The organism is Paenibacillus shirakamiensis (genome assembly GCF_017874255.1).
In the GTDB taxonomy this organism is placed as follows: domain Bacteria; phylum Bacillota; class Bacilli; order Paenibacillales; family Paenibacillaceae; genus Fontibacillus; species Fontibacillus shirakamiensis.
The window spans coordinates 80,706-106,574 of the sequence record NZ_JAGGLD010000007.1; the positions used below are offsets into that span (position 1 = coordinate 80,706).

Genomic DNA, 25,869 nt, shown 5'->3' on the forward strand with positions numbered 1-25,869 from the left:
TTGGTTAATCATGACCAGATATAGGTTAGCTAAAAAGGCATCCATTTGGATGCCTTAATTGTATAAAGCTCTTTAACACAATCTGAATTATAGTTTCTGGATAAAATATTGTTCCTTAAGAGGTAACTTAAATTAACTATGATATCCGCATGGAAATGCACAGCTAATTTTTAAACTTCCCTCCAATTACCACTAAAAGCGCCATCCAACAAAGCCTACGGAGCCATCTCTAGGCCACTTGCTTTATGTTAATCCCCGTATCACGAACGTCAAACCCCTTTGCAATTAGCCAGATGGCCAAACTCATTTCATAGACACCTACAGGTAGTGCCATAAGCCCTTTTGTAGCTGAGTAAGGCATAATTATACCGAACATCTCCAGCAATCCCGCCACGAACACGAGCACGGCAGTCCCCATACCAAAAATGGCTAACGGTCTAGGAACTAATCTGGACCGATAGAGCAGATAGCTATACAAGGAGGTATTCACACCGAGCATCAAGTTAGGTCCGAGCATTGCTGTCCAGCGGTACAGCCGTTGAAGCAGGTAGCCTATTTCAAGAAGATTCTCTTGATTGGCCCCTCTGTTTGCCTCATAGTAAATGCTGAGCGACACTAGTCCCAAAATACACATGACTCCGATTGCAATAAATACTGCCTCCATAAATCTTAGACATAAATAGGCAAGAGCCACATGTTCATTCCAGCGGCGAAGATAAGGAAATAGCATGATTGCCGTTCCTACCGCGGATAAGATGAGCAAGAGATCATTCAAGACGCCGACTAACACTTCTGTCTGGTACCCCTCTATGACGGACAAGTACCCATTGTTTCTTAACACGGAATCGTAACAGAGAACAGCAATGACGGATGTAACAGCGGCTACGATATAAATCATGCCGGTGAATATACCCTTTCTTTTGTCTTGCGTCATTCTTCTAACCCCCTTATGTGATTGGAGACACGTTGATGGAACATTATGAAATTGTAGAGCAAGCACTCATTTTTATTGAGGATCGTCTGGACCAGCCTTTATCGCTGAATTACGTGGCACAGGCCTCTCATATGTCCAAGTTTTACTTTCATCGGCTGTTCTCTGCCATCATGGGATGTTCCTTGAATCACTACGTTCTCTCCCGCAGGCTGAACGCTTCTTTATCACTGATCCAAGCAGGCCACCTATCGATGACCGATATAGCTTATGGGCTTGGTTTTGGAACACCTTCCTCATTCACGCGCGCTTTTAATCGCCAGTATGGCACTACGCCAAGCTCGATGAACACAAGTCAATCCCCCCTTCTGCCCGTACCCATTCCAACCATTGTGCGAAGGCCCATCAAGAACATCCATGGTGACGTAGTGGCGGATTTTACCTTAATGGAAATGACACCACTTCGGCTGAGTGGGATCGTGTTTGAGGTAGATTTGGCGACAGATTATGAGACGACAATTCGTTCCCATACGAACTTGTTGATTCAGGAAATAGGCCGTTCCTTTCGTGGCCCTTGCTATGTCGTCTATTCGAATTGTCAACCTGATTCCACCCGATTCAATGTCATTTGCGGAGTTCCGCTAGATATCCAGATTGAAAAGCCCTTCTTCTTCACTGTTGACGTACCACAACTCTTTTGCGCTAAATTTAAATACTCCGGGGATCTCCTTGAGATTGGTAATGTCCTGAAATCGGATTATGCGCGGTTTCTGAAGGTTTCCAGACAGGAAACGGGCGATTCTCATATTGAATTAATCCAACATTTCGAAGATATACACGACCTTGGGTCAACCTATCACATCTTCGCTCCAATCAAAAAATTGCCTATCGATACCGATGAGGAATAGCGCTACTCCCATAAATTCAAGATATCATAGGGCTCCCCACCACACTTTCCAGATCTTGCTGTAATTATCCACTTAACTACTTACTGCTGGTGCAATATAGAAGAAGGAGACAGCTCATTTTTGCTTCTGGTCTAGCAAAGTATAGGTATACCTGACTTTAGGTTGAGGGAATAATAGCAATCACCAGTCACTACGACAAAAACGGACTTCCTTATTCACAAGGAGAGTCCGTTCATTATAGATAGTAGCTAGCTTTTAAGAGCACATCCATTGATATGGATAAGGACTCTTTGGAATCAAATTTATTTCGTTAAAATTTTAATTCATATAACTCCTTAATTTACTACTTAATTACTTCTTAATTTAATTCTTAGTTTACTGCCTACTTTCTCATTCGTTTTATTGCAGTTTGGCGTGTTCTTGCTCCTTTATGACCTGTTCTATGCCCAGCAAAATTAGCTTCAAGCCGAACTCGAAGGCCGCGTCGGTCCCCATGAGTTCGAACAGCCCGTTGGTGAACATCCGCCGGAATAAACCCGCCTCGTTCTCATTCATAGTGTCCAAAAGACGAATCATCTCATCACCCGGAAGCTCCGCTTCATCCTTTATCATTGCAGACACATTACGCTCATGCTGATAATCATCCAGAACAAAATAGAAGACATAGTTCACAAGGGTAGTAACCACTTGCATTTTCTGCTCTTGTTCAAGCGGCGTCGATTCTACGCAAAGCAGCATACGGTTGGTGAACCGAATAATATCCGGTTCATGAGGAAGAGTCATCATCATGAGCTGCGTGGAGCAAGGATATCGGCCGAGTACACTCCGGACTGTTACCGCAAGTCCCCCCAATTGCTCCTTCCAATCCCCTTCTGAGTGGAATTGTTCCAAAATCATTTTCGATACTTGGTTGGCCAGACGCTGATAAAGATTCTGCTTGCTTTTGAAATACCAGTAGAGAGAAGGCGCTTGTATGCCCAGCCGATCGGCCAGTCGTCTCATACTAAATTTCTCGATACCTTCATCTCCCAATAACGCCCATGACGCTTCCAAGATTTTCTCCTCGGTGATCTGAGGCTGCTGCTTAGTCTTTTTCATGATTATCCGTCCTTTTATCTAACAGTGTAAGTTTTTACTTTACAGTTTAATACGTTCATGATATCATCTAACACTGTAAGACACAAACTTACACCGTTAGATAAACACAAACTATATAAGAAAGTAGTGATACACATGGAAGCAGAAAACCTCCATTATTTTGAGAAAGCACCCATCGCCAAAGCCGTAGCTCACTTCGCGATACCGATGATGCTTGGCTCGTCAATGAACGTCATTTATTCCATCTTAAATGCTTATTTCCTCGGCACCCTGCATAATACAGCCATGTTGACTGCACTCGCCTTAACCTTGCCGTTATTCGCCATTATTATGGCCTTAGGCAATCTGATCGGCATGGGTAGTGGTACCTTCATCTCCCGTTTGCTTGGCGAGAAGAAATATGATGATGTCAAGCATGTATCTTCATTCGCCTTTTACAGCAGCTTGGTTCTGGGTATTATCGTGATCGCTGTCGGTCTCCCCTTCATTGATCCCATTGTTCATAGTCTAGGATCATCGCCTGAATCTTTCGGATTCACGAAGGATTATGTTACGGTCATGCTTATAGGCTCGCCAGTCGTAGTCCTATTCTTCACACTGGAGAATATTGTACGTGCTGAAGGTGCAGCCATTACTTCGATGACCGGTATGATTCTCAGCGTTGTTGTTAATATTATTCTCGATGTGCTGGTCATTTTCGTCTTTCATGGTGGAGTAACTGGCGTTGCTACTGCTACCATTATCTCTAACTTGGTGGCAAGTGTGTTCTTCATTTTCTATATGAAAAATAAGAGCCAATTTTTAACTGTATCCTTTAGATGGTTCAAAGCTTCTAAGGAAATTCTAAGTAATGTATTCAAAATTGGCGTGCCTGTCTTTATTATGATGATCTTCTTGGGAGCCATGTCATTGATCTTTAACCGATTTCTTATCGAATATGGGGATCAGGCTGTAGCGGCTTACGGCATTTCATCCCGCTTATTGCAATTTCCTGAGTTTATCGTGATGGGCTTGTGCGAGGGAGTTGTGCCGCTTATTGCCTTTACTTTTACAGCGAATAAACTACGCATGAAGCAGACGATTGGATTCACACTCAAAACGATTATAACTTTAGCCGTCGTCTTCGGCATTCTTGTCTATTTAATTTCTGACAACTTAATTGGCCTATTCACGAATGATCCACAATTAATTCAAATGGGCAGCTATATTCTGCATGTAACATTCTTATCCTTGTTCATTACAGGAATGACCACATTGTTCACGGGAATTTTCCAAGCTACTGCGCAAGGAACCGCCGCATTTATTATGGCCATCATCCAAGGCATTACTTTGATCCCTGTCCTCTATATCGCCAATCACTTGTACGGCTTCCACGGGGTAGTATGGTCTATTGTTATTGCGGACACCGTTGCCTTCCTTGTGGGTGCTATCATGCTGTATGTGCTACGGAACAAATTACAGCCGGATATGGATAGTCTTGTACAATAAAAATTTTACGTTACAAAAAGGCAAGGCTATGCCCGATCAATAATATATATTTTGCCTTTATCTATGACCTGCTCACCGCGCTGTCTGCAGCCGCAAAACTAAGGACTTGTCCCTTTTGCTAAAATAATTTAGAAGTAATATCCTCTAAAATTTTGTTGACAAAACATATCGGAATAATTTACATTAAAGCAAGGAAATCTGTTATATTAAGGTAATTTAATACACCTGACTGGTTAACCAGAGGCATGCAGTTATACCCATTAAAGTGGGCTAACACAGTATGCCTCTTTTAGCTTTGCAAAAATTTATTTGGAGGTAATTACTATGAACATGCTCTTAAAGGAAAAGCGGAACGGTTCTCAAAAGCTTCATAAAAGGTGGCTTACACTCACGTTAAGCGTACTCGTTCTGGTATCCATTAGCTCCGTAACGGTGCAAAATGCTCACGCATCTTCTTCGGTGCTGGCGACCACAGATCAACAAAAGCTGGATGCACTGAGCGTTCAGGTCAATCAGATTAACCATTATCCTTTATTGAAGGCCCAAGCTAAGGCGGCGTACAAACAAGCTTACGGAGACGGTGGATCGGTGAGCACAGAAGCGGAAGGCCGTCTAGATAACGCAATCAATGAGCTTGCTTTCAGTGCAATTCAGAAAGCGGTCAACAATGATCCCTATTTCCCCAAAGTATATTGGTTAAACACCCCACCACGTAGTTGGCCTAATCTGAACGTACCCGGAGGACGGTATTCTTATGATAATCCGGACAATATTTACCGCACCATCCCCATTGATGGCTCGTCCAAATACATCATTCATGGTAAACGCACTTTTCCCGGGCCGACCGATGTAACGTTCTCCCTAATTAGCAACCCCAATTCGCAGCAGACCATTACCTATTTGACCGGCAGCGATCTAGTAGTGAATGCAGATGGAAGCTACACCATCACCGTAGATAGCAACCCGGCCAATGGTCGTATCAACCATATACAGTCTACGAGTGAGGCTGTGCAGTTATTTATCCGCAATAACCTTGGCAATTGGAATACCGAGACGCCTGATGCACTTACGGTAGAACGGCTACCGGACGGCAGTCAGCATACTCCTAAGAATCAGCTTGCCATTGCCGCCGATGCTTGGACAAATCTACAGGAATCAATCATCGATTATGGCATTGGTGCGTTAGGTTTAAAAACTCACACTAATCCTGTGAACACATTGTCCAGCCCGACCTCATCCTCTACACTAGGTACGCTGGTCACGCAAGCTAGCTCGTTCGGTCATTTCAGACTAGCGGATGACGAAGCGCTGGTCGCAAAGGTAGTAACTGGCGGCGCAGGTTATGTCGTGTTCCCCGTTACAGATCCTTGGATGGTGACTGTAGATCCTATTCATCATCAATCCAGTCTTAACAATATTCAGGCAACATCGAATGCCAATGGGAACTATACATTCGTAGTGTCAGTCAAAGACCCGGGCGTAGCCAACTGGATTGACCCTGTAGGACTGCATGAGGGAACCATCATGCTGCGTTGGCAGAACCTGCCCAATACTACGCCAGCAACAGGGGGGCCCTCCGTACAGACACAGGTGGTGAAGCTGGCTGACTTGAGTAAGGTGTTGCCGGCTGATACACGATACGTGACTTCGGCTCAGCGTAGCAAGCAGTTAGCAGACCGAGCAGCCGGTTATGCCCTTCGCTAACATAACAGGCCTCGTTCTCCACTAGAGACGTATCAACTTTACTATCGATGCTATGAACAAAATTCAAGGCCCAAGGATGTCCTCCTTGGGCCTTTATGTGATATGCACTACGCTTGTTAAGCTTGCGCACAGGCAATTCCGGCAATACAAAGGCTTCATGATGCTAGCAACCAACCCGAAGCGTCACCTTCCAGCTTCTATGATTCATTAATGTGCTATAATTACGGTAAATTTTTAGATAATATTACCAATAAAGCAATCGAAAAATTCTAACCAATATTATTGAAAAAGAGGCGAGACATTTGAGTACATATACTAAAGCTAATTGGGCGACTTCGGCGTTATTTACAATTGATATGCAGATTGATTTTACACTGCTGGATGCCCCCGCTCATATTCCTGGTACACAGGAAGTAATCCCACAGATTAGTAACCTGCTTCATGCTTATCGAAAAGCCAATCTTCCTATTATTCATGTCATCCGCTTCTACAAGGAGGACGGCTCTAATGCAGATATGTGCCGGAAAGAGGCTATTGAGCAGGGCAAGCGTATCGTCGTTCCATATTCCCAAGGATCGAATTTAGTTCCTGATCTTTTACCAGAAGGAGCTCCATGTCTCAATCCCGAGTTATTATTATCCGGTGAATTTCAACAGATAGGTCATCAGGAATGGGTCATGTACAAGCCAAGATGGGGAGCATTCTACCAAACCAACTTAGAGTCTTTCTTAAAGAAACAGACTATCGACACCGTTGTATTTTCAGGCTGTAATTTTCCCAACTGTCCTCGGACCAGCATATATGAAGCAAGTGAGCGAGACTTTCGGATTGTCATGGCTCAAGATGCAATATCGGGGGTATACGAGAAAGGGATTACCGAACTGTCTAATATCGGCGTCATCATCGAAAAGACATCAGATATTACAGACAAAGTGACTGCTGCTGGATTTAAATAGTTTATTTTTTGAGATTTCAAACTTAATCATTCCACTCATTAGCCATTTTTCTTAATTGCTGTAATACTTCGAGGGATGTTTCTATGTACATATTGTTTGTTGGATCATCTAGACGTAACTTGGCTTATTCAATAGACTTATGATAATTACCAATTTCTTTTGCATTCCCAAAGAATATTCTTTTACTTTTTATTCAAAACATCAAATAATTGCCCTTTAGAAGTTCCTCAATCAAGTATCCAGTACTTCAATGCTTCTATATTTCTTGATAATTGAATGTACATGCATTTTCCAATCCTCCTATTTCATTCTTTAGTTTAAAAAATCTTTTTTGTATCTAATGGCTAGATAGATTCCTGAAGCCAAGAATGCAAGAGAATATTTAAATAAAAAGAAAATCTGCCACATATATTCTTTCGGCAAAATCACGTCGCACAAAACTACTGCACATAACATAATGAGGATACTTCTTAAAGATATTTGACTTGTTCTTTCGTCAGCCTCACCCATTTTTTTCGAAATACGTATGTCAGAATTCCTCCGAATAAAAGCAATACAATACCGATACCAATAAGCATATTCCAATTACTAGTTGATTTATCTGCCCAGGTTTTTAAGGGATAAAAGATTGTAGTTGATATTTCTGATAATGAATTAATTTTCACTTCATTCCTCTCCTTTCACATAAGTAAAGATATCGTTAACATCGACATTAAAAAATCCTGAAATTCGAAAAGCTAGCAACAGAGTCGGAACATAATTTCCTTTTTCCATTACAAAGATGGTCTGTTTGGAAACCCCGACTTTCTCTGCTAATTCTTGCTGAGACATTCTGGCAAGTACACGATATTCATAAACTTTATTTGATATTGAGTCACCAAAATTTTGCTTCATGACCGTCACCTCTTAACTCAAATTATATAATTTGTTTTTATAAAAGTAAATTAAACTTATACAAACATAAAAATAACCTTTATTTTTGGCTTAGATTACTTGTGTTTCTGACCTCGGACCAGCATATATGAAGCAAGTGAGCGGGACTTTCGAGTTGTCATTACTTGCTCGCATCTTTGACGAATACGTCACGTTTTTCATCCATTCGGTTTTGAAGAGTCCAGAATAGCAATTGAGTGAAGTTGCCTTTTGTTTCTACAAGTGTAATCAGATAGCTAATTTTAATTTTGTCTATTTCTCCGTTTATCTCGAATTGTATGGCTGGCTTTCCATCGACTTGATTTTCTTGGGTTCTGTTATGGTGGTAGAGGTCAGTTGCATTTTTCTACTTTTTCACTAGACCTCTAACCTTTTTACAATAAAGTGTGGACAATAAAGCCAATCCTTGCATGGGTACGTCTAATAGATATCTGAACTAAAAGAGGGTGAGGAAAATCGAAAATATCGTACACAAAGCACAATCAGGTGATCACCATGCTTATATCATTCTATTTGAACAATATGAGCAGCAACTGTACCGAACAGCCTTCGTATACGTGAACAATGAACAGGATGCTTTGGATGTTATTCAGGAAACGGCTTATCGCTCATTCAAGCTAATTGCGACTCTCAGGGAACCTAAATACTTTAAAACATGGTTGATTCGAATTTGCATCACTTGTGCAATGGATCTGCTTCGGCAACGGAGAAAAGCCATTCTTCTTACGCCTGAACACTTGGATTTCGCTGTCAGTAATGAGGATTACGATGTGCCGCTTTCGATTTCATTACAACAACTAATTGAACAATTAGATGACGATGAACGAAGCGTAATTGTACTGCGATTTTATCATGATTTCACGATCAAGGAGATTACCGAAGTCCTGCAAATCCCACTCGGTACTGGCAAAACCATTTTATACCGCGCCTTGCACAAGCTGAGGAAAGTGGTTAAGGAGGAATCTGTATATGAACAATAATATAAAAAAAGCAATGGAGGACATTCCTATTCCAGCAATGCTTCATGAAAGAGGTTTAATGGGTATCCACCAAGCGAAGGAAGAATGGGACACTGCATTAACGGTTCCATTGAGAAGCAAGCGGATCATGCACCGAATTGTTGTTGCTTCTATAGTTGGTGTACTCTCCATAAGCGCAACTGTAATGGGTCCGAATATTTCAGCTGCCATTCAAAAAGCACTGCAATTCGTTCCTGGGTTAGGCATAGTTCAGAAATTAGACCACAGCAAAGATTCTTATATGCTAACAGAACCCATTGATATTAAATTTTCCAATCAGACCGGTATCGTCACTGCTATGTTGGTTCAGAAGAAATCAGCTACAATTGAAATGGACGTAACTAAGAAAAATATTACTCCGATTAAAATCATCAACGAAGCTGGTAAAGTATATGAAAGCTCACATATTTCCACCTATGGTGGTGATGACTTTTCCACTTCACATGTCATTTATGATTTCAATGGTCCTGTTGATATTAAAGATCATGCGAAGTTATTTTTTACAGACAGTCCTCAAGAAGTCGTTACTATTCCGCTAAGTAAGGTCAGTAGTATGGAAAGCTTAGACGCAATCGGAGAAACCAAGAAAATTCAAAATCTAGCGATTACCGCTATTCCCACCCCTTCAGGTCATAAAGGCAGAATATTTTTGAATACAGAAGACTCAAATGCATTCAGATATGATGAAAGCTTTGCTGAGAAGGGCGATCTTATATTGAATGACAATCTCAGTATTACAGATGAATTGGGTCATGATTATTCAATTGAAAACAAGGGTATATCATGGCCTTTTAAAGATTTTTATTTCTACTTGGGAAGCTCGGAAGTTAAGCAATACACGTTAACCATCCCTCAATTAATGAGTGTCGGTCATGAGGAAGTTAACGTATCGATCAACATTCCGGACGGAACAGAAGGTCTATTAAATCAATCCTTCAACATAGCTGGTTTTTCCGTAAATCTAACTCATTTCAAAAAAATTAAATCGCCACAAAACGAAGACCTGATAGAGATATCAGTAGAGATGCCAAGTACGCAACAACAAAATCGTTCTTTAAAGAATTTCGATGTCTCCAATGCCACCAGACTTGAACAAGGGAGGTCAACGGATGATACAACTGGCGTACTGACTTCTTTTACGCTTCACTATAATTCTAATGTATTAAAGAAACTGGATGTTACTGTATCCAGACCAATTATTGATATAAAGGGGCCATGGATATTTAATCTAGCAGCAGATAAATTTAAGAGCAAGCAGTTCACCGAACATAAATAAACACAGATTCTCTAATCTGAATGAATGATCGTAGGCAACTGCATCGAAATGACACGCTTAATTTTTCTAATGAAGAAGCCGAGTGCCTAGAAAAGAGAGCAACGGAAATGGATGGCACTCCGTGTTGCTCTCTTTTGCACGAACAACTTTCTTACAAAGGGGCTTGATAAAAGCCTCTTTAACACCTTTAAAAATTTCATTAATGCTTTCTTCTAACCTTCTTAAATATCAATAAAGCTATCGCTAAAACAACTACACTTCCTCCAATAAAAATTCCCGTGTCATAATCTTTATTTGAAATCTCATTCATCTCGCCTTCAAGATTTACCTCTTTATCAACCTCTTTCCCCTGACCTAGTAATTTCAAGCCTTCCCCTGCATTTGATAATCCCGCAGTATGACTACAATAGCTTGTATATAGATCGCCCTCTTTACTTTTATAAGTGTAACTAAGATATACTTTGCCTTTCTCAAACTTAAATCCACAGGATTCCTCTTGACCAGAATCGTACACAATTACCTGTGATTGATTTACACCTTTCCAAGTTTCTTGGACCTCCAGCAAATTTGCATCTCTATATTCAATGGCTCCAACTATTCCTTTTTGTTGACGTTCCTGTTTGCTGTTCAACACTTTTCCTACAAATATAGCTTCAGCACTTTGTATGGCTTCGTGTGGTTCTTGTCTCGCACAACTGCATGCATAGGCTTTTTCTGAGAATATTATTGTAAGATTGCTAATAAAAAAAATGGCTAACACCAAAATATATACATGCTTTTTCATCCCTACTACCGCCTTCACCTTGTTCTTGTTACATGGTGTCCGTTATTAGTTGAAATTGTTCATCTTAATGGAATTACAGAAGAGTGAGTATGTATGCTTACAACTTATAAACGTCTACTACAGTATAAAGTTGTATCAGTCTGCTCTTCGTTTGAAAATATGCTTATTTAATTGAATTTCTTATTTATAATAGATGCCTGATTTTCGGCTACGGAAGTTTTAGGCACAGGATATAATAAGCTTATTCTGAGTTTGAAGGTGCCCCTATGATTGATAACCATGAACGCAAGGCCGAATATTATCAAGCACTTGTTGAGAAAAGATCCGATTACGAAGGGGTCTTCTATGTCGGTGTCACGTCCACTGGCGTATTCTGTCGACCCACTTGTCCAGCGAGGAAACCAAAGTACACAAACTGCGAATTCTACGAGACAGCGCAGCAGGCACTTCTAGCTTCCTTTCGGCCCTGTCAGCGCTGCCGGCCCTTGTCGCATCCGAATCAAGTCTCGGATATCGTCCGGCTCCTCGTCGAGGCGGTTGAACAGAACCCGGAAAAGCGCTGGAAAGGGCAAGACTTTAGGGCTTTGTCTATCGACGAATCTACTGCACGCCGTCAATTTAAAAAGCGCTTTGGTATGACTTTTGTGGAATATGCAAGGGCACGCCGAATGGGACTAGCCTTGAAGAGCATCCGAACGGGGGAAAAAATGATCAACACACAATTAGCTTCTGGTTATGAATCCAGTAGTGGTTTTAGAGACGCATTTTCTCGCATTATGGGTGCACCTCCTACACGTCTGGACGATACCCGCATTCTCAAAGCAGCGTGGCTGGATACGCAGCTTGGCCCTATGGTAGCCATTGCGGATGAAAGCGAGCTGTATCTTTTGGAGTTCGTAGATCGCAGAGGACTAGAACGCGAAGTTGAGCGGCTAAGGAACAAAATGAAAGCGGCAATTATTCCCGGACAGACCGCGCCTATTCAGTCCATCGAAAGAGAACTCACACAATATTTCGAAGGTACATTGACAGAATGGAGGACTCCATTACATCTACTCGGTTCGCCTTTTCAGCAAAAAGTATGGAATCAATTAATGCAAATTCCAGCGGGAGAAGCCCGTTCCTACGCCGATATCGCCTTGTCTCTTGGACAACCGACAGCTTATCGGGCAGTGGCGCAAGCGAACGGCGCAAATCAATTAGCGATCATAATTCCGTGTCACCGTGTGATCAATTCGAGTGGCGAGCTTGGGGGATATGGGGGAGGCATTGCACGCAAAGCATGGCTTCTGAATCATGAGAAGAGAGGGATAGTGGAAAAATAACAAACATAAAAAAAAGACCCTTATAGGGTCTCTCATTATTTCAGCGTAGAATACAGCATTTATACAGTATCTTTGATATCGTCGAAATTCTGCAACAGACGTAGCTCCAGACCTTTTTCGTTGGTTATAAGTTCTTGCATAATCGGAATGGTCATATCGGTATGAGGATTGTATTTCAGACCCCAATGCATAATGGAAAAAATGACTGGGAATAACTCAAGTGCCTTTTGTGTAGGTCGGTACATCGTTTGCGCGCGGTTTGATTCTCCTTCTGTCCTGATGAGCAGACCAGAATCAACAAGGGTTTGGAGCCTTGCACTCAATATATTAGTTGAGATATGCTCGACTGAACCAAGAAACTCACGGTAATACCGCTTGTTATGGATAAGGACATCACGAAGTATGACCAGACTCCATGGATCTCCCCAAATGTCGAGCGCATATACGATTGGACAGACTGTAGAAGTTCGCTTTTTCATTAGAGAATTATACAATGCGTGCTTGCATTTTACAAGTTTGTACTTGTTATATGCAAGTACGTGTTTTATACTCTTTGGGTATTCATCAATTAATGAAGGGAGCTAACTTGTATGAATGAAAGTTACAGTACTTCTTTTAAAGTAGTCCAAAGTCCCGAGGAAGTTTTTGCTGCTATCAATAACGTTCGGGGATGGTGGTCAGAAGAAATTGAGGGCAATACTGACGAACTTGGGCTATTTAAGTATCACTATCAAGATATTCACCACTGCACGATCGAAATTACCGAGTTAATTCTAGGTCAGAAGGTTGTCTGGCACATTACAGATAACTATTTTAACTTTGTAAAGGATAAGAGTGAGTGGAAAGATACCAACATTGTGTTCGAGATTGACAAGAAAGACGACGCAACTGAAGTTAGATTTAGTCACTTAGGCCTCGTTCCTGCATATGAGTGCTACGAGATCTGTTCGGACTCCTGGGGCAATTACATAAATGGTAGCCTTCACGATTTGATAAGTAACGGTAAAGGCCAACCCAACCAAAGCGAGCGAATCGCAAAAAAACAGGGCATAAAAAACAATAATTAAAAATATTTTTATCTCTTTTGATAAAGTAAATAAAGTAAACCTCGCAACTAGATGTACCTTTCCAGCGATTCATTCCTTATTTCCTACCGGTGTAGCGGTGATTTAGAGAAAAATATTTTCAAAAAAGAGTTCACCAATCCCGATTCTAAACATATCTTGATAAAAAGACTAAAAGGGGGACAACACAATTTATCTACTCTGGGTGTTAATCGTTGGTGGATTGATTGGCTGGATAAGTGGCAACTTGATTGGTAAGGATATTCCAGGAGGCGTGCTAGGCAATGTGATTGCAGGCTTTATTGGTTCGTGGCTAGGTGTAGAGCTGCTGGGTGCGAGGGGACCAGTCATAGGTGGATTTCATATCATTCCGGCTATTGTTGGATCAATTATCGCCTTACTGATCTTTTTTGCACTGGCCCGTGGCGGTGCTTTTGGAAGACGTTAACCATCGCAAGGAAAAAGTAAGGGTTCCAAGTCGGAATCCTTATTTTTAATGGATAAGAAAATAAATTGTTTATCGAGTTTGGATCGATTATTAATCCTTTTTAACGGATAGTTGCTAAAGAAGTAAATCGAAGGAATTTCATGAGTGACCAAAAGCCCAACTGAACCGATGCTCTACCGGTTTGCTTGGGCTTTTTTTGAGGAATACATTCCCCGTTATTCTGCACATCTATAATCAACATACCTACTACCATCAATCTGCGCCGCAAGCGCAGCTCACACTCAGTACAGCCATGTCAGTTTTTGTTCATCTACTCACCAATCTGTAGGTTCGATTGAATTCAAGTGGGGAGATTGAAATTTCTTAGAATCATAACCTACAATGTAAGTTCCTCCAAGCTTAACAGAAGCGATCAGATTTTTTGGAACAGATATTGTCGTAATGCGCTTGGCATCATTTATAACCGTAATCTTATTACCTATAATCTTTATAATTTTAGCATGTTCTATTACGGAAGATCCTGAATGATTATAAAAAAATAGGGATATAAGAATAACTACGAACAGTAAACTACTAATAAGTACCCACTTTATTATATTAGATGTAATGTATAACACCTCTGATTCAAAATTTGTTAAATTCTGTACTAACATATATTTTATAACATATTTTAATAGAAGAGAATGTTGAATTTGAAAAAGTAAGATGAAAAGGATGAAGTAGTATGGCTATAATTGCAATTATAACAATAGTAATTTTATTACCTGTTAACACTATCTATGCTGAAAAAATGTAAATTGACACAAGTACTAAAACAGTCTTACTAAGCAACAAATTCCCTCTTCCACGCTTCAGAAGACCACTCCTTTTGCCCTCTCCGAAACGAAACAGCACAGGCAGTCGCCCTACTTATGAGATGGATCACCATAACATCTATAGAGCACAATCCTAATTAATTTTTTGAGGTAAGCAGCAAAAAAGAGCTCATCCTACGATGAGCTCTTTTGGTCTATAATATCAGGACGATTCGGAGCTTAAATCCCTATCCTATAAAACTCATAGATTCAGCACTCAAGTAAAAAGCGATACTGGTCTACGTCATCTTGCGTGCTACCGCATACCGCAATATCCTGACGGGAGTATATAACATATTTCCACTCTCAGCAGGTCGTGATACAAAGATTTCATCGCTCCTTCGCAAAGAAGAGGCTCTATGGCTGTTCGGTTTACAGTAGCGTCTTTTGGTGTTCGTATAGATCGGGGCGGCGGTCGTAGAGCGGTGCTACCGCTCCGCGTTCACGATTTTCTCTAAGCCTATGGAAGTCAAGTTCGGCCATTACCGTCCTGTTTTCGTTCGTTTCACCGACCTGCAAGATGCCATCTGCGGCGAAAGGTACATCGCAAGGCGTGAATATGCCCGCTTGGCAAAAGCCCATGTCTACCTGCGGACGATCCTCGGACAAGGATCCGACAAGACCGCTCAATACGACGAACAGCTGATTCTCGATCGCCCTAGCTTGGGCGCAGTGCCGCACGCGATGGTACCCGAAGGAACTATCGGTATAGGAAGGGCATAGAATCAGTTCTGCGCCACGAAGCGCTGCTGATCTTGCCAGCTCCGGAAACTCAATGTCGTAACAGGTCAAGATCGCCATTTTGCCCCATTCCGTGTCGAATACATTAAGATCGTCACCTGCGACCAGTGGCCAGCGAATCTGCTCCTCCGGTGTAAGATGCACCTTGCTCTGCGTCTCCACCCGTCCGTCTGATAAGAAGAGGAACGCTTTGTTAGAATATTTGCCCTCTTTCTCTAAGCAAATATGCGTCCCTGCTAGTATAGCAATATCGCATTCACGGCTTAACGCTCCGAAGAATTCAATATATTTTGCCGTCATATTGTTCAGAAAATAACACGCTTCATCGTGCATCATCGATGGCTCTAAGCTTAGCAAGTGAGCCGTCATGTATTCCGGGAATACAATCATGGAGGCGCCCTGCTCGGCAGCCTCCCGAACCTTCATATCGATTCCACTCCAGAACTCGTTTTCGGTAAGGATGTCCGTGAGACCGTATTGCGTAGTTGCTATCGTTAATTTTTTCATATTCACCTCTAGTATGTTTTAAGTACGAATTTGTAAGGAGTAGATGTCCGTCCGGCGATCCTTGAATGACAAGGCATCATTGGATTTACGGTACCTTTCAAGCGTTTCCATGTCGACCTCAGCCATGATAACGGTCTCCGTATTCTCACTGCACTCCCCTGCGATGCCGTCGCGAGAGAAGGAGAAATCAGCCGGCGTATAGATACCGGATTGGGCGTACTGAACGTCTATGTTATCTACATGGGTTAGATTTCCTACCGTTCCCGCGGTTACAATGAACATTTGGTTCTCAACTGCTCTGGCTTGTGCGCAGTACTTCACTCTCAGGAAGGTCTGGCGATCTTCTGCACAGAAAGGAACGAATATAATCTGCGCTCCCTCTTCCGCCACGATACGGGATAATTCCGGATACTCGATGTCACTGCTGAGTTGAATTGAGATTTTACCGCAATCCGTGTCGAACACCCCGAGTGAGTTCCCCCCGTTGATGCCCCACCACTTCCGCTCGTTCGGAGAGATATGTAGCTTGTATTGCTGTTCAATGGAGCCGTCCCGGCGGAACAAGTGAGCCACATTGTAAATTCGGTTGTTGTTCTCAACAAAATGGGAACCACCTACGATATTTACGTTGTATTTAACCGCGAGTTCGGAGAATAACTCAACATAGTGGGTCGTATAAGTCGTAAGCTTTCGGACAGCCAAGCTCGGAGACCGTTCATCCAAGAAGGAAAGCAACTGCATCGTGAAGTTCTCCGGGAACACGGCAAAATCGGACTTATAATCCGAAGCCACGTCCACGTAATGCTCACACTGATTCGCAAATTCCTCGAAAGAATCGATTTTTTTCATCATATATTGGACCACGCAAATACGGACGGGAAATGACATTTTATACAGCGTCTTGTTGATGCTCGGCTTGTATTCAATATTATTCCACTCTAAGAGGGCCGCGAAATTCTCGGAATCGGCATCATCGGACAAATAATTGGAAATAATTCTTTTCAGCGTAAATCCGTTCATCATCTGAAAAGTCAGCACTGGATCGTAGATATTCTGCTGCAACACTTCTTCCGCATATGCTCTTGGTGATAGCTGATCAGAATAATTGTGATAGCCGGGTATGCGTCCCCCTACGATAATACTTTTGAGATTAAGCTGCTCCGCCAGTCGTTTCCTTGCCTCGTATAGCCTTCTGCCGATCTTCATGCGACGGAAATTGGGATGCACCATCACTTCCATCCCATAAAGGTTCCCGCCCCGAGGATTATGATTGCGAATATAACCCTTATCCGTGATTTCAGAATACGTATGCTGCTCCAAATATTCGTCAAAATTCACGATCAGGCTTGAACAGGAGCCGATAATTTCACCGTCAAGCTCGACACACATTTGACCATCGGGAAACGTACGCACGTGACTTTCCAGTTGATCCAGCTTCCAAGGACTCATGTTCGGAAAACAAATATTTTGCAGCGCGATAATATTATCGAAATCTTCGCGTTCAATGTTGCGGATAATAATTTTCTTTTCAAATTGCGAAATTTGATCGGTTGTCATAGAAATAAGACCCCTTTATTAAATGTGTTTAAATATTCATATATACTAACATATACTTATTACCTCTAATAATCCGCTGAAGAATCAAACAGTTAAGGTTAATTTTCGATATATTTATTATCTAGTTCGAATTAAATCTCATGTTTCCTGAGAATTCAGAATTCTCTGTTATTATTATCCGCTGAATTTAAACATAATCCTCATCAGGATCGGGTCATATACAAGCCAAATAGGGGAGCATTCTACCAAACAAACTTAGCATCTTTCTTGCTCGCTGAAGGGGAGATTACGTCCTTTTGGGGGGATTCCCTCAATTAACCTCATTGTTTCATGATTTTTTTATAGATTTAGTATATATCATTATGAAACCCCTTGTGTCCTTGTTTGGACTAGATAATGCTAAAATGAGCAAGAATTTAAGTTGTTTTTATATTGTTACTAGATCTGAAATTATTTTGCTCAAAGGAATTAATTCTGTAGATCACAGCCACTCTTCCTTATTAAAGCTTCTCAACCAATTTTTGAATCTTTGAGTGAGAAATTAAATATACATTACCGATTATGTCTATTTTGCCGTCCTTTACACGCATCGTGCTCTCCTGTTCTGTCGCATAAACATCAATCTTTTCAGACAAGGGGAACAGGTAGCCTTGAACTAGCGCCCCGTAGTCGAGTTTAGAATGAGTTTCGTAGGCAAAATCATCAAAGCCTATACCATTATAAATAGTAGTGGTTTCGACTTTATAGCCATTGTTTTTCGAGCATAACCATTTTGCAGCCATGTTTATCGCACCCGCGCTGGCACCAATCACCACGGTTTTACTGTTTTTAATTGCATCCGCTATTTCATATTCAGCCAAAAAATTGTTCTGCAAAATAGGGTTTCCACCGCATAAAAAAATGACAGAAGCGTTTTGAATTAATCGCTGGGCTTCTTCTTTCTGCATGCGGAGATCAATTAAGTGATATTCATCAAAAATAATGTTAGCCTGATTACACCAGATCCTTTCAGGAACATCATCAATGTTGAGCTGCTCACCCTTAAAGCCAGACGGTTGAGCGCTAATCATAACAAGCGATTTTCTGTCTGTTATATCCTCATGTAACCATTTGACCAGCTTCTCTGGGAATAAATCATTAAACCAACTTAAATAGTAGCGAGTATTCAAGCTTAATTACCTCCATATGTACTAGTTACATTTATCCATTCTTAACGATAAAACATATTTTGCACGCTAGAAAGATGAAAGGTTATTTAGCCCTTTCGCTTATACTCCTTGTACACTTTTCATAGAAACAACTCGGCATTACCATAACATGAAATTCTTAGTATATGAATTATATTTCCATGTTCGTCTGCCCGTTAGCTTAATAATGCGATTAAGCGCCGCTGAAAATGTGTCACCTTTTGTCCGCTTCTCAAAAAGGTGCATTGCTTAACTATACCCCTGGTGGTTGTTCATCTAATAATTCATACCCATAAATGGGCAAGTATATTTAAATAGCTATTTCAGATCTCCAAACTACATAAATTTTACACTTCTTTTCGATCCAAGTGATTTGATTACAATTCATCATAAAAGAATCACCGTAAACGTTGGAAAGAAACAACAAAAAAAGCATCAGGGACAATGAATTTTTCTTTGGCGCTTCCATTAACGATGACTTTGTGCTTACTTATGATACGGCTCACCGCGATAGCTGAAGCGGCATGTTTTTGAAACTGCCGTAGAATTCTTAAGTGTTACAACCATCTTTTGTGGCTCCCCTTTCGTGGGAGTTTCCATGCATCAAACTCTTCATGGATTGTATCCATGAAGAGTTCAATACATAGGATTCCTTCTATAGATGTGTCCAATTTATACTAATGGATGTGGTACATAAAGTTCTTCTAAACTGGTAATTTCTTCAGGTGTCAATCTAACCGACAACGCCGCAACGGCATCTTCGAGATGGCTGGTCTTGGTCGAACCGATAATTGGGGCGGTAATCTCTTCTTTTTGCAGCAACCATGCAAGAGCAACTTGTGCGCGTGGAATTCCTTGGTTAGCAGCGACTTCCGCAACTCTCTCTGCTACTTTACGATCAGCTTCTTCCGTTTTAATAAACAACGCTTTAGCTATCTGGTCATTCTCGGATCGTGAGGTCTGTTCATTCCAATCCCTAGTTAACCGGCCCGCAGCCAAAGGCAGGTATGGAGTGATGCCAACTCCCTCGTCTCTGCAAAGGGGGAGCATTTCTCTTTCTTCTTCCCGGTAGAGCAGGTTTAATCTATTCTCCATAGAGACGAACCGTGTCCAACCGTTGCGCTCTGCAACATGCTGAGCTTTCGCAAACTGCCATGCCAGCATGGAAGATGCTCCGAGGTATCTGACCTTGCCCGCCTTAACTAAATCGTGAAGAGCCTCCATCGTTTCTTCAATCGGCGTATTTGGATCCCACCGATGGATCTGGTACACATCGACGTAGTCTGTTCCGAGTCGTCTTAGACTGTTATCAATTTCGGTCATGATGGCCCTGCGGGAAAGTCCCATAGCATTCGGACCTTTGCGCATCGGAACAAATACCTTTGTAGCTATGACGACTTCGTCACGATGAGCGAAGTCCTTTAAGGCACGCCCGAGGATTTCTTCGCTTGTTCCGTCGGAATACATGTTGGCGGTACTGAAAAAGTTGATGCCCAATTCGAGTGCCCTCTTAATAATCAGTCTGCTTTGCTCCTCATCCAGAGACCATGGAGTATTGCCGCGTTCAGGTACACCGAAACTCATGGTTCCAAGGCTTAACTTTGAAACCTCTAGCCCGCTGCGTCCAAGCTTCACATATTCCATTTAATAACACACTCCTTATATATTTGTTAGGGAAGGCGTTACGCCTTTAGGTTTCGTAGATCTCTCGGTGGTATGTCGCTCGTGATTACATTACCAAGTAAGCTGACGTCTCTCGTTTGAAAATGTGCCCGTCGGACCGTCCTCGTCGAGGAGCGCAAAAGGCGCACGGGATGTTTGAAGCCGTTTCCTTTGTTGACCCCAGTGATCAAGGCGACGGGTATATGCATTTTCCCTTTCCTTCCTTGCATCATCTGCAGACCCACTAAATACCATTTTAGTTGATATATCAACCTCAGAAAAATGCCACTCCTTTAAGTTGACACATCAACCTATGAGTACATAGTAACACCTTGTGGTTGATGCGTCAACCATGATATTATATTCGTATGGATATAAACGAACTTAACGAAGATGAAATGCGGATATGGAATATGTGGAAAGGCTCCTTTAAACGAATCTTCGGTTGCGTTGTAAAAGAAATGTCTGAACACACAGGACTCTCAGAGGGTGATTTTGGAGTATTAGACAGGTTAGTCCAATATGGCAATGGTAAGCTTCGCCAACAGGAATTAGCTGACTCGATGGACTGGGATAAGAGCCGACTATCACATCATCTAACGCGGATGGAAAAACGAGGTCTAGTTCTGAGGAAACCTCTAGACACAGATCGTGGTGTTCAAGTCATCATTACTTCCGCCGGAAGGTCAGCCTTAGACGAAGCCCTCCCCATAGTCTCAAAGGCAATACGCAAGCATTTTTTAAATCTATTAACCGATCAAGACATTGAGTCGATTACTACATTGGCGGAAAGAACAACAAAATCCTGATTGCTGTTCTTGATGTAAGGAACCGGCCCCTTCCGCCAAAATAGCGGAGGGGGCATTTTCTTTCTTATCGGCAGAGGGAAGATTCTCCGCAGGCATCCTTGTCATATGTTCCCCTTCCCGATCCACCACGTGCTTGAACCCCGTTCTGACTATAATCCAAGTTTTTATCACTAAGACTCACCAACCCAAAATGAAAGAAACTTGCCCCTACTTATGATACGGTTCACCCTAAAGATGAACGTGCAGATCAGTAAGAAAAAGGGACTACACTGGTAGCAGCAGTTACCGATATTGATACTAAGCAAGAATTTAAAATCGATAATACCAAAGTTAAAGCACAGGCTCCTATTGTTTGGGGACTGGGTGAGATTTTAGGACAGGCGCTTGTCGCCTACCTGACGAGAATCGTCGCTGTATCTTTTGCATAGCTACTACGATTTCCGATACTCTTAAAATAAATCCCCTAACTACTATGAAGCTTAAATCGAATATGCTTTAAAATGAAATAGCAATTGGAAACCCGATTGACGAAGATACTGCTATAATCGGGCTGGCGGTGGTCAGGACGTATGGAGTAAAAACCAAATTAAAGCCTTGAGCTTAGCCAATAATTTTGGCACTCCTGTTAGGCCAGAATTACACGGAACAGACGATGAATTTGGTCGAGTATACTATAATCATTATCATCAACAAACTGTAAAGGTAATGAAAGTAAGCGCGGTAATGTTCGTCTTTTCCTCTCTTATTAAAGTACTCTCCCTATATAAGACCCAATACTTATGTGTTGTGCTTCTCTATTATCATGGAGGTTAATATGATTAAAATTATGGACGCCTGTATCCTGTTCAATTATCAAGTAGAAAAAGTGCATAATGAATTTAACGATAACTTAGTTTTTATAAAACCTTCTGACTACTCAGAGCGCGGTGAATTTGGATATAAAGCCGTATTGGTTGTTAATATTAAATCGATGGATACTATGCAATATATCCTACCGAGTAACACTAAAATAATAAACTCAACAAATTCTAAGAATACGTTTTATTATGCTCAATTAGAATTAGGGGATAATAAATCATGCGTCAATGTTTGGTTAAGGAAACTTGATTTGGAAACTATGAAAGATACATATTTGGGCGCTATTGAAATTGATATTAAAGATCAAGATGAGCCGCTTAATTATGTAGCCTTGAATAGTAAAATTGTAGGGATTAACGAAAGATACTGCTTATTTTTTGCACCTTGTGAAAAGCTTCAGTACGGACCAAGTTATTTTTCTAAGTGTCTGCTAATTGACTCTTTTGAAAATAAAATTATAACTGTAAAAGACGGGTTTATAAACGGAGATAGCCTTTTAAAACTGCAAGATATATGGGTAGTTAATGATACCAAGAATATAATTATAAAAACAGGTAGAATTCAAATATTTGAAAAGAGAGAATTTTGGGATAAGAGTATTGAAAATGGTGAAATTCCAAGTTATTTTGATCAAAATGAAAGCTTGGTTTTTGTAAGTACAGAATTGTTTATTGATAGGATTAAACGTAACGAGGAACTGACGGGTATTTTGGATAGCTCTGATTATACTAGCGCTATTTCATTTTGTGGTTGGGACGGTTATAAGCTTACCTTTATGAAGCATCATTTCAAAGAAGGTAAAAATGTTATTATTACGTATAAGTTAGACTCCGAGATGTTCGAAAGAAAAGAAATTGAAGACTCTTGCGAGATCGTATGTACCACTGATAAGTACTTCGTAGTACAACCAGTGAACGACGAGAATATTAGGTTTAGCGTCCGAGATTTAACTAGTAATACGGTAGTGCAAATTAATGGTTACGGGATTATAGCCTTAGACGAGGATAAAATAATTACGCATAACTTTAATAAAAATTTTGAGCACGTTGTTTGCCTAAGTAATGTTCATACTGGAGAGCTAATCAAAGAATTTAAAACTCCTAATTTTGATTATGACTTGGAGAAAGACCTATTAACTATCTATTGAAAGACTATAATATAGGCTAAATCATCGCTTTAATATGTAAGTTTGTCGATCACTTAGGGCAGGTTTACTTTTAGAATAAAGCAATCCTTCCTATGATCGGAAGGATTGCTTACCGCTAATTATTCTTCTCTTCATATCTACGGAAATATGCGATAATTCCGCTTGGGGCGGTACTGTCCGGGTTACGAGTTTTTGGTTTATTTTAGCCACGATAGCCTTTAAGATACGGTCTTTAGACAGTACCTGCTTTAGCCGCTTCATGACCTCCGTTTCGGCTGTATCCTTCCGAATACTATTGGAAAAACAGACGCTACTGCCTTTACTTAGAAAGACTCCATACACATAATATAAGCGATTCACGTTTTCGCCACTCTTCGTTTTACCCCTGAAGAATGAAGCCCATAGAATAAGTAATTTTTAGCCAGTACGGTTGTCTTATATCCCATACTTACTCCATTTCTTTCCGCAAAATTATAGAAACCTCTTCTTTTCTCATTTCGTTAATTTGATCAATTAGTGATGCTTTGGAATCTGCATCCTTTTTTAACATCTCCCAATCCACACTGGTTCCACCTTTCTTTTATACGGTTGATTGCAAAATGCAATACTTCAATATCAATTAGCTGACAAGAGCGCCTTCGTCTTTCTTACGTTTTTCTACTTCCTCAGCAGCACTTTTCTTTGAAATTAGTTCCGAAAACAATTCGTCATATTCTTCCACTTGACTTATCTGAAGGAACCCAACATCGAGTGCAGCCTTTTCTTCACGGTTAATTATTTTTTCAAACAAATTTTCTACTTTTCTATATGCTTCAGTATACTCATCCGAAACAGAGTCTTCACCGTCATTTTCACGTAATAGCTCGTATATAACTTTTGTTTTCTTATCATTTGATACATCGCCAATACCGATAGCATTTTCAAAATTCGATATTGAACAAAAAACCCTTATATTTTCATTCGCTTTTAGAGCAAATATGTTTTTGCAGTTTGTTAGTTGTGCTTTTAATGTAGTTGAGGAGTGCTTATCATGGTTATCTACATCGTGTAATACAACATAATGAGAATTAAACTGATTAAGAACTTTCATTAACGTTGCAATTGTCGCTTTCCCTCTGGCACGTATTATATGAACGTTATAATTTTTTTGCTTAGCAAAATGTTTAAAGGCAATATACTCAGTATCCCCTTCAACAATGACTACTTTATTTGCAAAGAAAAATTCATTCACGTATGAATCAACATAATTTAATACCTTCATGTTTTTAATATCATTCTTACCAAACTGCTCACTGACTGATTTGAATAATTCAATAGCTTCTTTTTCACCAATCCGAAAGACTTGTATAGACGTATGCTTTTCAGATAAGTCTATCAGTATTGGGGAATGCGTCGAAATCATTAATGGCATTTTTCGACCTATTTTGTATAGTGACCGACTTAATGCTCGTACAGCTTCGGGGTGAAGAAAAGCCTCTGGTTCATCTATTAGTAGCAATTTGTTTTCATCTTCACCCATAAGTTTTTTCTCAATCATATTCTGAATGAGGTATATTAAACTCATTCTTTGTAATCCCGTACCTTGATTAGATAATGGCATCCCTGTTTGCTTACTACTATCAATATGGACGCTTGAACTAGTTGATTTTAGTATATCTGATGCTGAAAAACCTACACTTTCCCCGCCAGTAACATTTAATGATAAATGCTCGTTTGAGAAAAGCATTTGTAAATTTTGTGAAACATCGCTACTAACATTTTGAAGTATCTTGTCTGTATTTATTTTAATTTTTCTCAGAAATTGTGGGTAAGACTCCCGTAGTCGAGAATATTCTTGAGCTAGTAAGTAAAGTTCTCTTTCCTTTTCTGTGTCACCCTCAAATCTTTCAAGCTTTTGTAAGTCACCTTTTAATATCTCGGAGTATATATTTTGAATCAATGCATTGATGTCGTCAGGTAACATAGATGGAGTTATGTAAAAGGGCTGATTGCTCAGGATTTTGTCCAGTTTTTCCTTCAATTCATGTCTAGCCTTAATTTCAACACCAGTTTCATCGTAAAAGGCAGGGGCGGACTCAACTTTGTATTTTTTCACAATAATGATTTTGTCATTATCGGAACCAAACTCAGCTTTCAGGACTATTTCCTTATCTCTATCTGAAAAACAATCGTTGGGGATAGTCTTTGCTTTAGCTTCTCTCTGAAAAAAACAATTAATTGACTCTAGTATAGTAGACTTTCCCGTGTTATTTCTTCCTGTTAATATAACAATAGAATCATTAGAAAAGTCTATTGTAAAAGTATCCTTAAACACCTTGTAATTTGTCACACTAAAACTCAATAGCCTCACCTAATACACCCCTTTCATGATTTAGGTTAATAATACCATATGTTGGTTCTTTAGTCATATATATCAAAAGTTGTCGTATTTCATCGCTAATTCCTCACAGAATGCAAAAAGAGAGGCAGTACCTCTCTTTAGTTACGCCAATATATCTCACCACAATTAGTTTGGCTACCAAGATTAGCGAGCAATAACCAACATATGACAAGTGACCTTGCTTCCTTCTCTAAATTTATCATTGCAGTGTCTACCTTTTGTTCCACTCTCTG

General features: G+C 40.6%; 21 protein-coding genes and 1 pseudogene. 11 read left to right on the plus strand and 11 right to left on the minus strand.

What is annotated here, in order from left to right:
• Positions 1–229 precede the first annotated feature (229 nt).
• The gene (locus J2Z69_RS16340; RefSeq protein ID WP_209865058.1) at positions 230–934 is read right to left on the minus strand and encodes a DUF4386 domain-containing protein; all 705 of its coding nucleotides are present in this window, start codon (positions 932–934) and stop codon (positions 230–232) included.
• 35 nt (positions 935–969) lie between these two features.
• Between J2Z69_RS16340 and J2Z69_RS16345 the strand changes: the two genes are divergently transcribed.
• Positions 970–1,839 carry a helix-turn-helix transcriptional regulator gene (locus tag J2Z69_RS16345; protein ID WP_209865061.1) on the plus strand — a complete coding sequence of 290 codons (870 nt, stop codon included), beginning with the start codon at positions 970–972 and terminating at the stop codon, positions 1,837–1,839.
• A gap of 399 nt (positions 1,840–2,238) precedes the next feature.
• On the opposite strand, the gene J2Z69_RS16350 is transcribed toward J2Z69_RS16345, so the two are convergent.
• Positions 2,239–2,937 (minus strand): TetR/AcrR family transcriptional regulator, encoded by a 699-nt coding sequence (locus J2Z69_RS16350; protein ID WP_209865064.1) that lies wholly within the window; start codon positions 2,935–2,937, stop codon positions 2,239–2,241.
• 135 nt (positions 2,938–3,072) lie between these two features.
• On the opposite strand from J2Z69_RS16350, the gene J2Z69_RS16355 reads away from it, so the two are divergent.
• The 3 genes from J2Z69_RS16355 (at position 3,073) to J2Z69_RS16365 (ending at position 7,085) form a co-directional block, all read left to right on the plus strand.
• Entirely contained in the window at positions 3,073–4,425 is a 1,353-nt protein-coding gene (locus tag J2Z69_RS16355) for an MATE family efflux transporter (RefSeq protein ID WP_209865067.1), read from the plus strand.
• 324 nt (positions 4,426–4,749) lie between these two features.
• A complete protein-coding gene (locus tag J2Z69_RS16360; RefSeq protein ID WP_209865070.1) occupies positions 4,750–6,129 on the plus strand; it encodes a DUF1214 domain-containing protein in 1,380 nt (459 codons plus the stop codon).
• A 302-nt stretch (positions 6,130–6,431) separates the two neighbouring features.
• A complete protein-coding gene (locus J2Z69_RS16365; protein WP_245339411.1) occupies positions 6,432–7,085 on the plus strand; it encodes a cysteine hydrolase family protein in 654 nt (217 codons plus the stop codon).
• Positions 7,086–7,397: 312 nt separating this feature from the next.
• Here J2Z69_RS16365 and J2Z69_RS19210 read toward each other — a convergent pair.
• Both J2Z69_RS19210 and J2Z69_RS16370 read right to left on the minus strand, forming a co-directional pair.
• Positions 7,398–7,750: pseudogene (locus tag J2Z69_RS19210) on the minus strand (DUF2178 domain-containing protein).
• A 1-nt stretch (position 7,751) separates the two neighbouring features.
• The gene (locus J2Z69_RS16370) at positions 7,752–7,979 is read right to left on the minus strand and encodes a helix-turn-helix transcriptional regulator (RefSeq protein ID WP_209865073.1); all 228 of its coding nucleotides are present in this window, start codon (positions 7,977–7,979) and stop codon (positions 7,752–7,754) included.
• Between the two features lie 485 nt (positions 7,980–8,464).
• On the opposite strand from J2Z69_RS16370, the gene J2Z69_RS16375 reads away from it, so the two are divergent.
• Together J2Z69_RS16375 and J2Z69_RS16380 are read left to right on the plus strand one after the other, a co-directional pair.
• Entirely contained in the window at positions 8,465–8,998 is a 534-nt protein-coding gene (locus J2Z69_RS16375) for a sigma-70 family RNA polymerase sigma factor (RefSeq protein ID WP_342591606.1), read from the plus strand.
• Positions 8,988–10,313: a hypothetical protein gene (locus J2Z69_RS16380; RefSeq protein ID WP_209865076.1), complete on the plus strand. Its 1,326-nt coding sequence runs from the start codon at positions 8,988–8,990 to the stop codon at positions 10,311–10,313. Before J2Z69_RS16375 ends, J2Z69_RS16380 begins: the two co-directional genes overlap by 11 nt.
• Positions 10,314–10,512: 199 nt before the next feature.
• Here the strand turns inward: J2Z69_RS16380 and J2Z69_RS16385 are convergent, their stop codons facing one another.
• On the minus strand, positions 10,513–11,097 hold the full coding sequence (locus tag J2Z69_RS16385; protein ID WP_209865079.1) for a hypothetical protein: 585 nt from the start codon (positions 11,095–11,097) through the stop codon (positions 10,513–10,515).
• Between the two features lie 266 nt (positions 11,098–11,363).
• On the opposite strand from J2Z69_RS16385, the gene J2Z69_RS16390 reads away from it, so the two are divergent.
• Complete coding sequence (locus tag J2Z69_RS16390) at positions 11,364–12,422, plus strand: bifunctional transcriptional activator/DNA repair enzyme AdaA (RefSeq protein WP_209865081.1); 1,059 nt, start codon at positions 11,364–11,366, stop codon at positions 12,420–12,422.
• Positions 12,423–12,481: 59 nt separating this feature from the next.
• On the opposite strand, the gene J2Z69_RS16395 is transcribed toward J2Z69_RS16390, so the two are convergent.
• Positions 12,482–12,901 (minus strand): winged helix-turn-helix transcriptional regulator, encoded by a 420-nt coding sequence (locus J2Z69_RS16395; protein ID WP_209865084.1) that lies wholly within the window; start codon positions 12,899–12,901, stop codon positions 12,482–12,484.
• 111 nt (positions 12,902–13,012) lie between these two features.
• Here J2Z69_RS16395 and J2Z69_RS16400 point away from each other — a divergent pair, with 111 nt between their 5' ends.
• Positions 13,013–13,489 (plus strand): SRPBCC family protein, encoded by a 477-nt coding sequence (locus tag J2Z69_RS16400; protein WP_209865086.1) that lies wholly within the window; start codon positions 13,013–13,015, stop codon positions 13,487–13,489.
• A 187-nt stretch (positions 13,490–13,676) separates the two neighbouring features.
• A complete protein-coding gene (locus tag J2Z69_RS16405) occupies positions 13,677–13,934 on the plus strand; it encodes a GlsB/YeaQ/YmgE family stress response membrane protein (RefSeq protein WP_209865273.1) in 258 nt (85 codons plus the stop codon).
• Between the two features lie 1,226 nt (positions 13,935–15,160).
• Here the strand turns inward: J2Z69_RS16405 and J2Z69_RS16410 are convergent.
• From J2Z69_RS16410 to J2Z69_RS16425, 4 genes are all read right to left on the minus strand, one after another.
• A complete protein-coding gene (locus J2Z69_RS16410) occupies positions 15,161–16,036 on the minus strand; it encodes a carbon-nitrogen hydrolase family protein (RefSeq protein ID WP_209865096.1) in 876 nt (291 codons plus the stop codon).
• Positions 16,037–16,054: 18 nt separating this feature from the next.
• Complete coding sequence (locus J2Z69_RS16415) at positions 16,055–17,593, minus strand: GNAT family N-acetyltransferase (protein WP_209865103.1); 1,539 nt, start codon at positions 17,591–17,593, stop codon at positions 16,055–16,057.
• A 500-nt stretch (positions 17,594–18,093) separates the two neighbouring features.
• Positions 18,094–18,762, minus strand: coding sequence for a Type 1 glutamine amidotransferase-like domain-containing protein (locus J2Z69_RS16420; protein WP_209865107.1), 669 nt, complete (start codon positions 18,760–18,762; stop codon positions 18,094–18,096).
• Positions 18,763–19,452: 690 nt separating this feature from the next.
• On the minus strand, positions 19,453–20,424 hold the full coding sequence (locus J2Z69_RS16425; RefSeq protein WP_209865109.1) for an aldo/keto reductase: 972 nt from the start codon (positions 20,422–20,424) through the stop codon (positions 19,453–19,455).
• A gap of 386 nt (positions 20,425–20,810) precedes the next feature.
• Between J2Z69_RS16425 and J2Z69_RS16430 the strand changes: the two genes are divergently transcribed.
• On the plus strand, positions 20,811–21,251 hold the full coding sequence (locus J2Z69_RS16430) for a MarR family winged helix-turn-helix transcriptional regulator (protein WP_209865111.1): 441 nt from the start codon (positions 20,811–20,813) through the stop codon (positions 21,249–21,251).
• A gap of 814 nt (positions 21,252–22,065) precedes the next feature.
• Positions 22,066–23,256 (plus strand): hypothetical protein, encoded by a 1,191-nt coding sequence (locus J2Z69_RS16435; RefSeq protein WP_209865113.1) that lies wholly within the window; start codon positions 22,066–22,068, stop codon positions 23,254–23,256.
• 619 nt (positions 23,257–23,875) lie between these two features.
• Here the strand turns inward: J2Z69_RS16435 and J2Z69_RS16440 are convergent.
• Positions 23,876–25,606, minus strand: coding sequence for an ATP-dependent nuclease (locus J2Z69_RS16440; RefSeq protein ID WP_209865116.1), 1,731 nt, complete (start codon positions 25,604–25,606; stop codon positions 23,876–23,878).
• Positions 25,607–25,869: the final 263 nt, after the last annotated feature.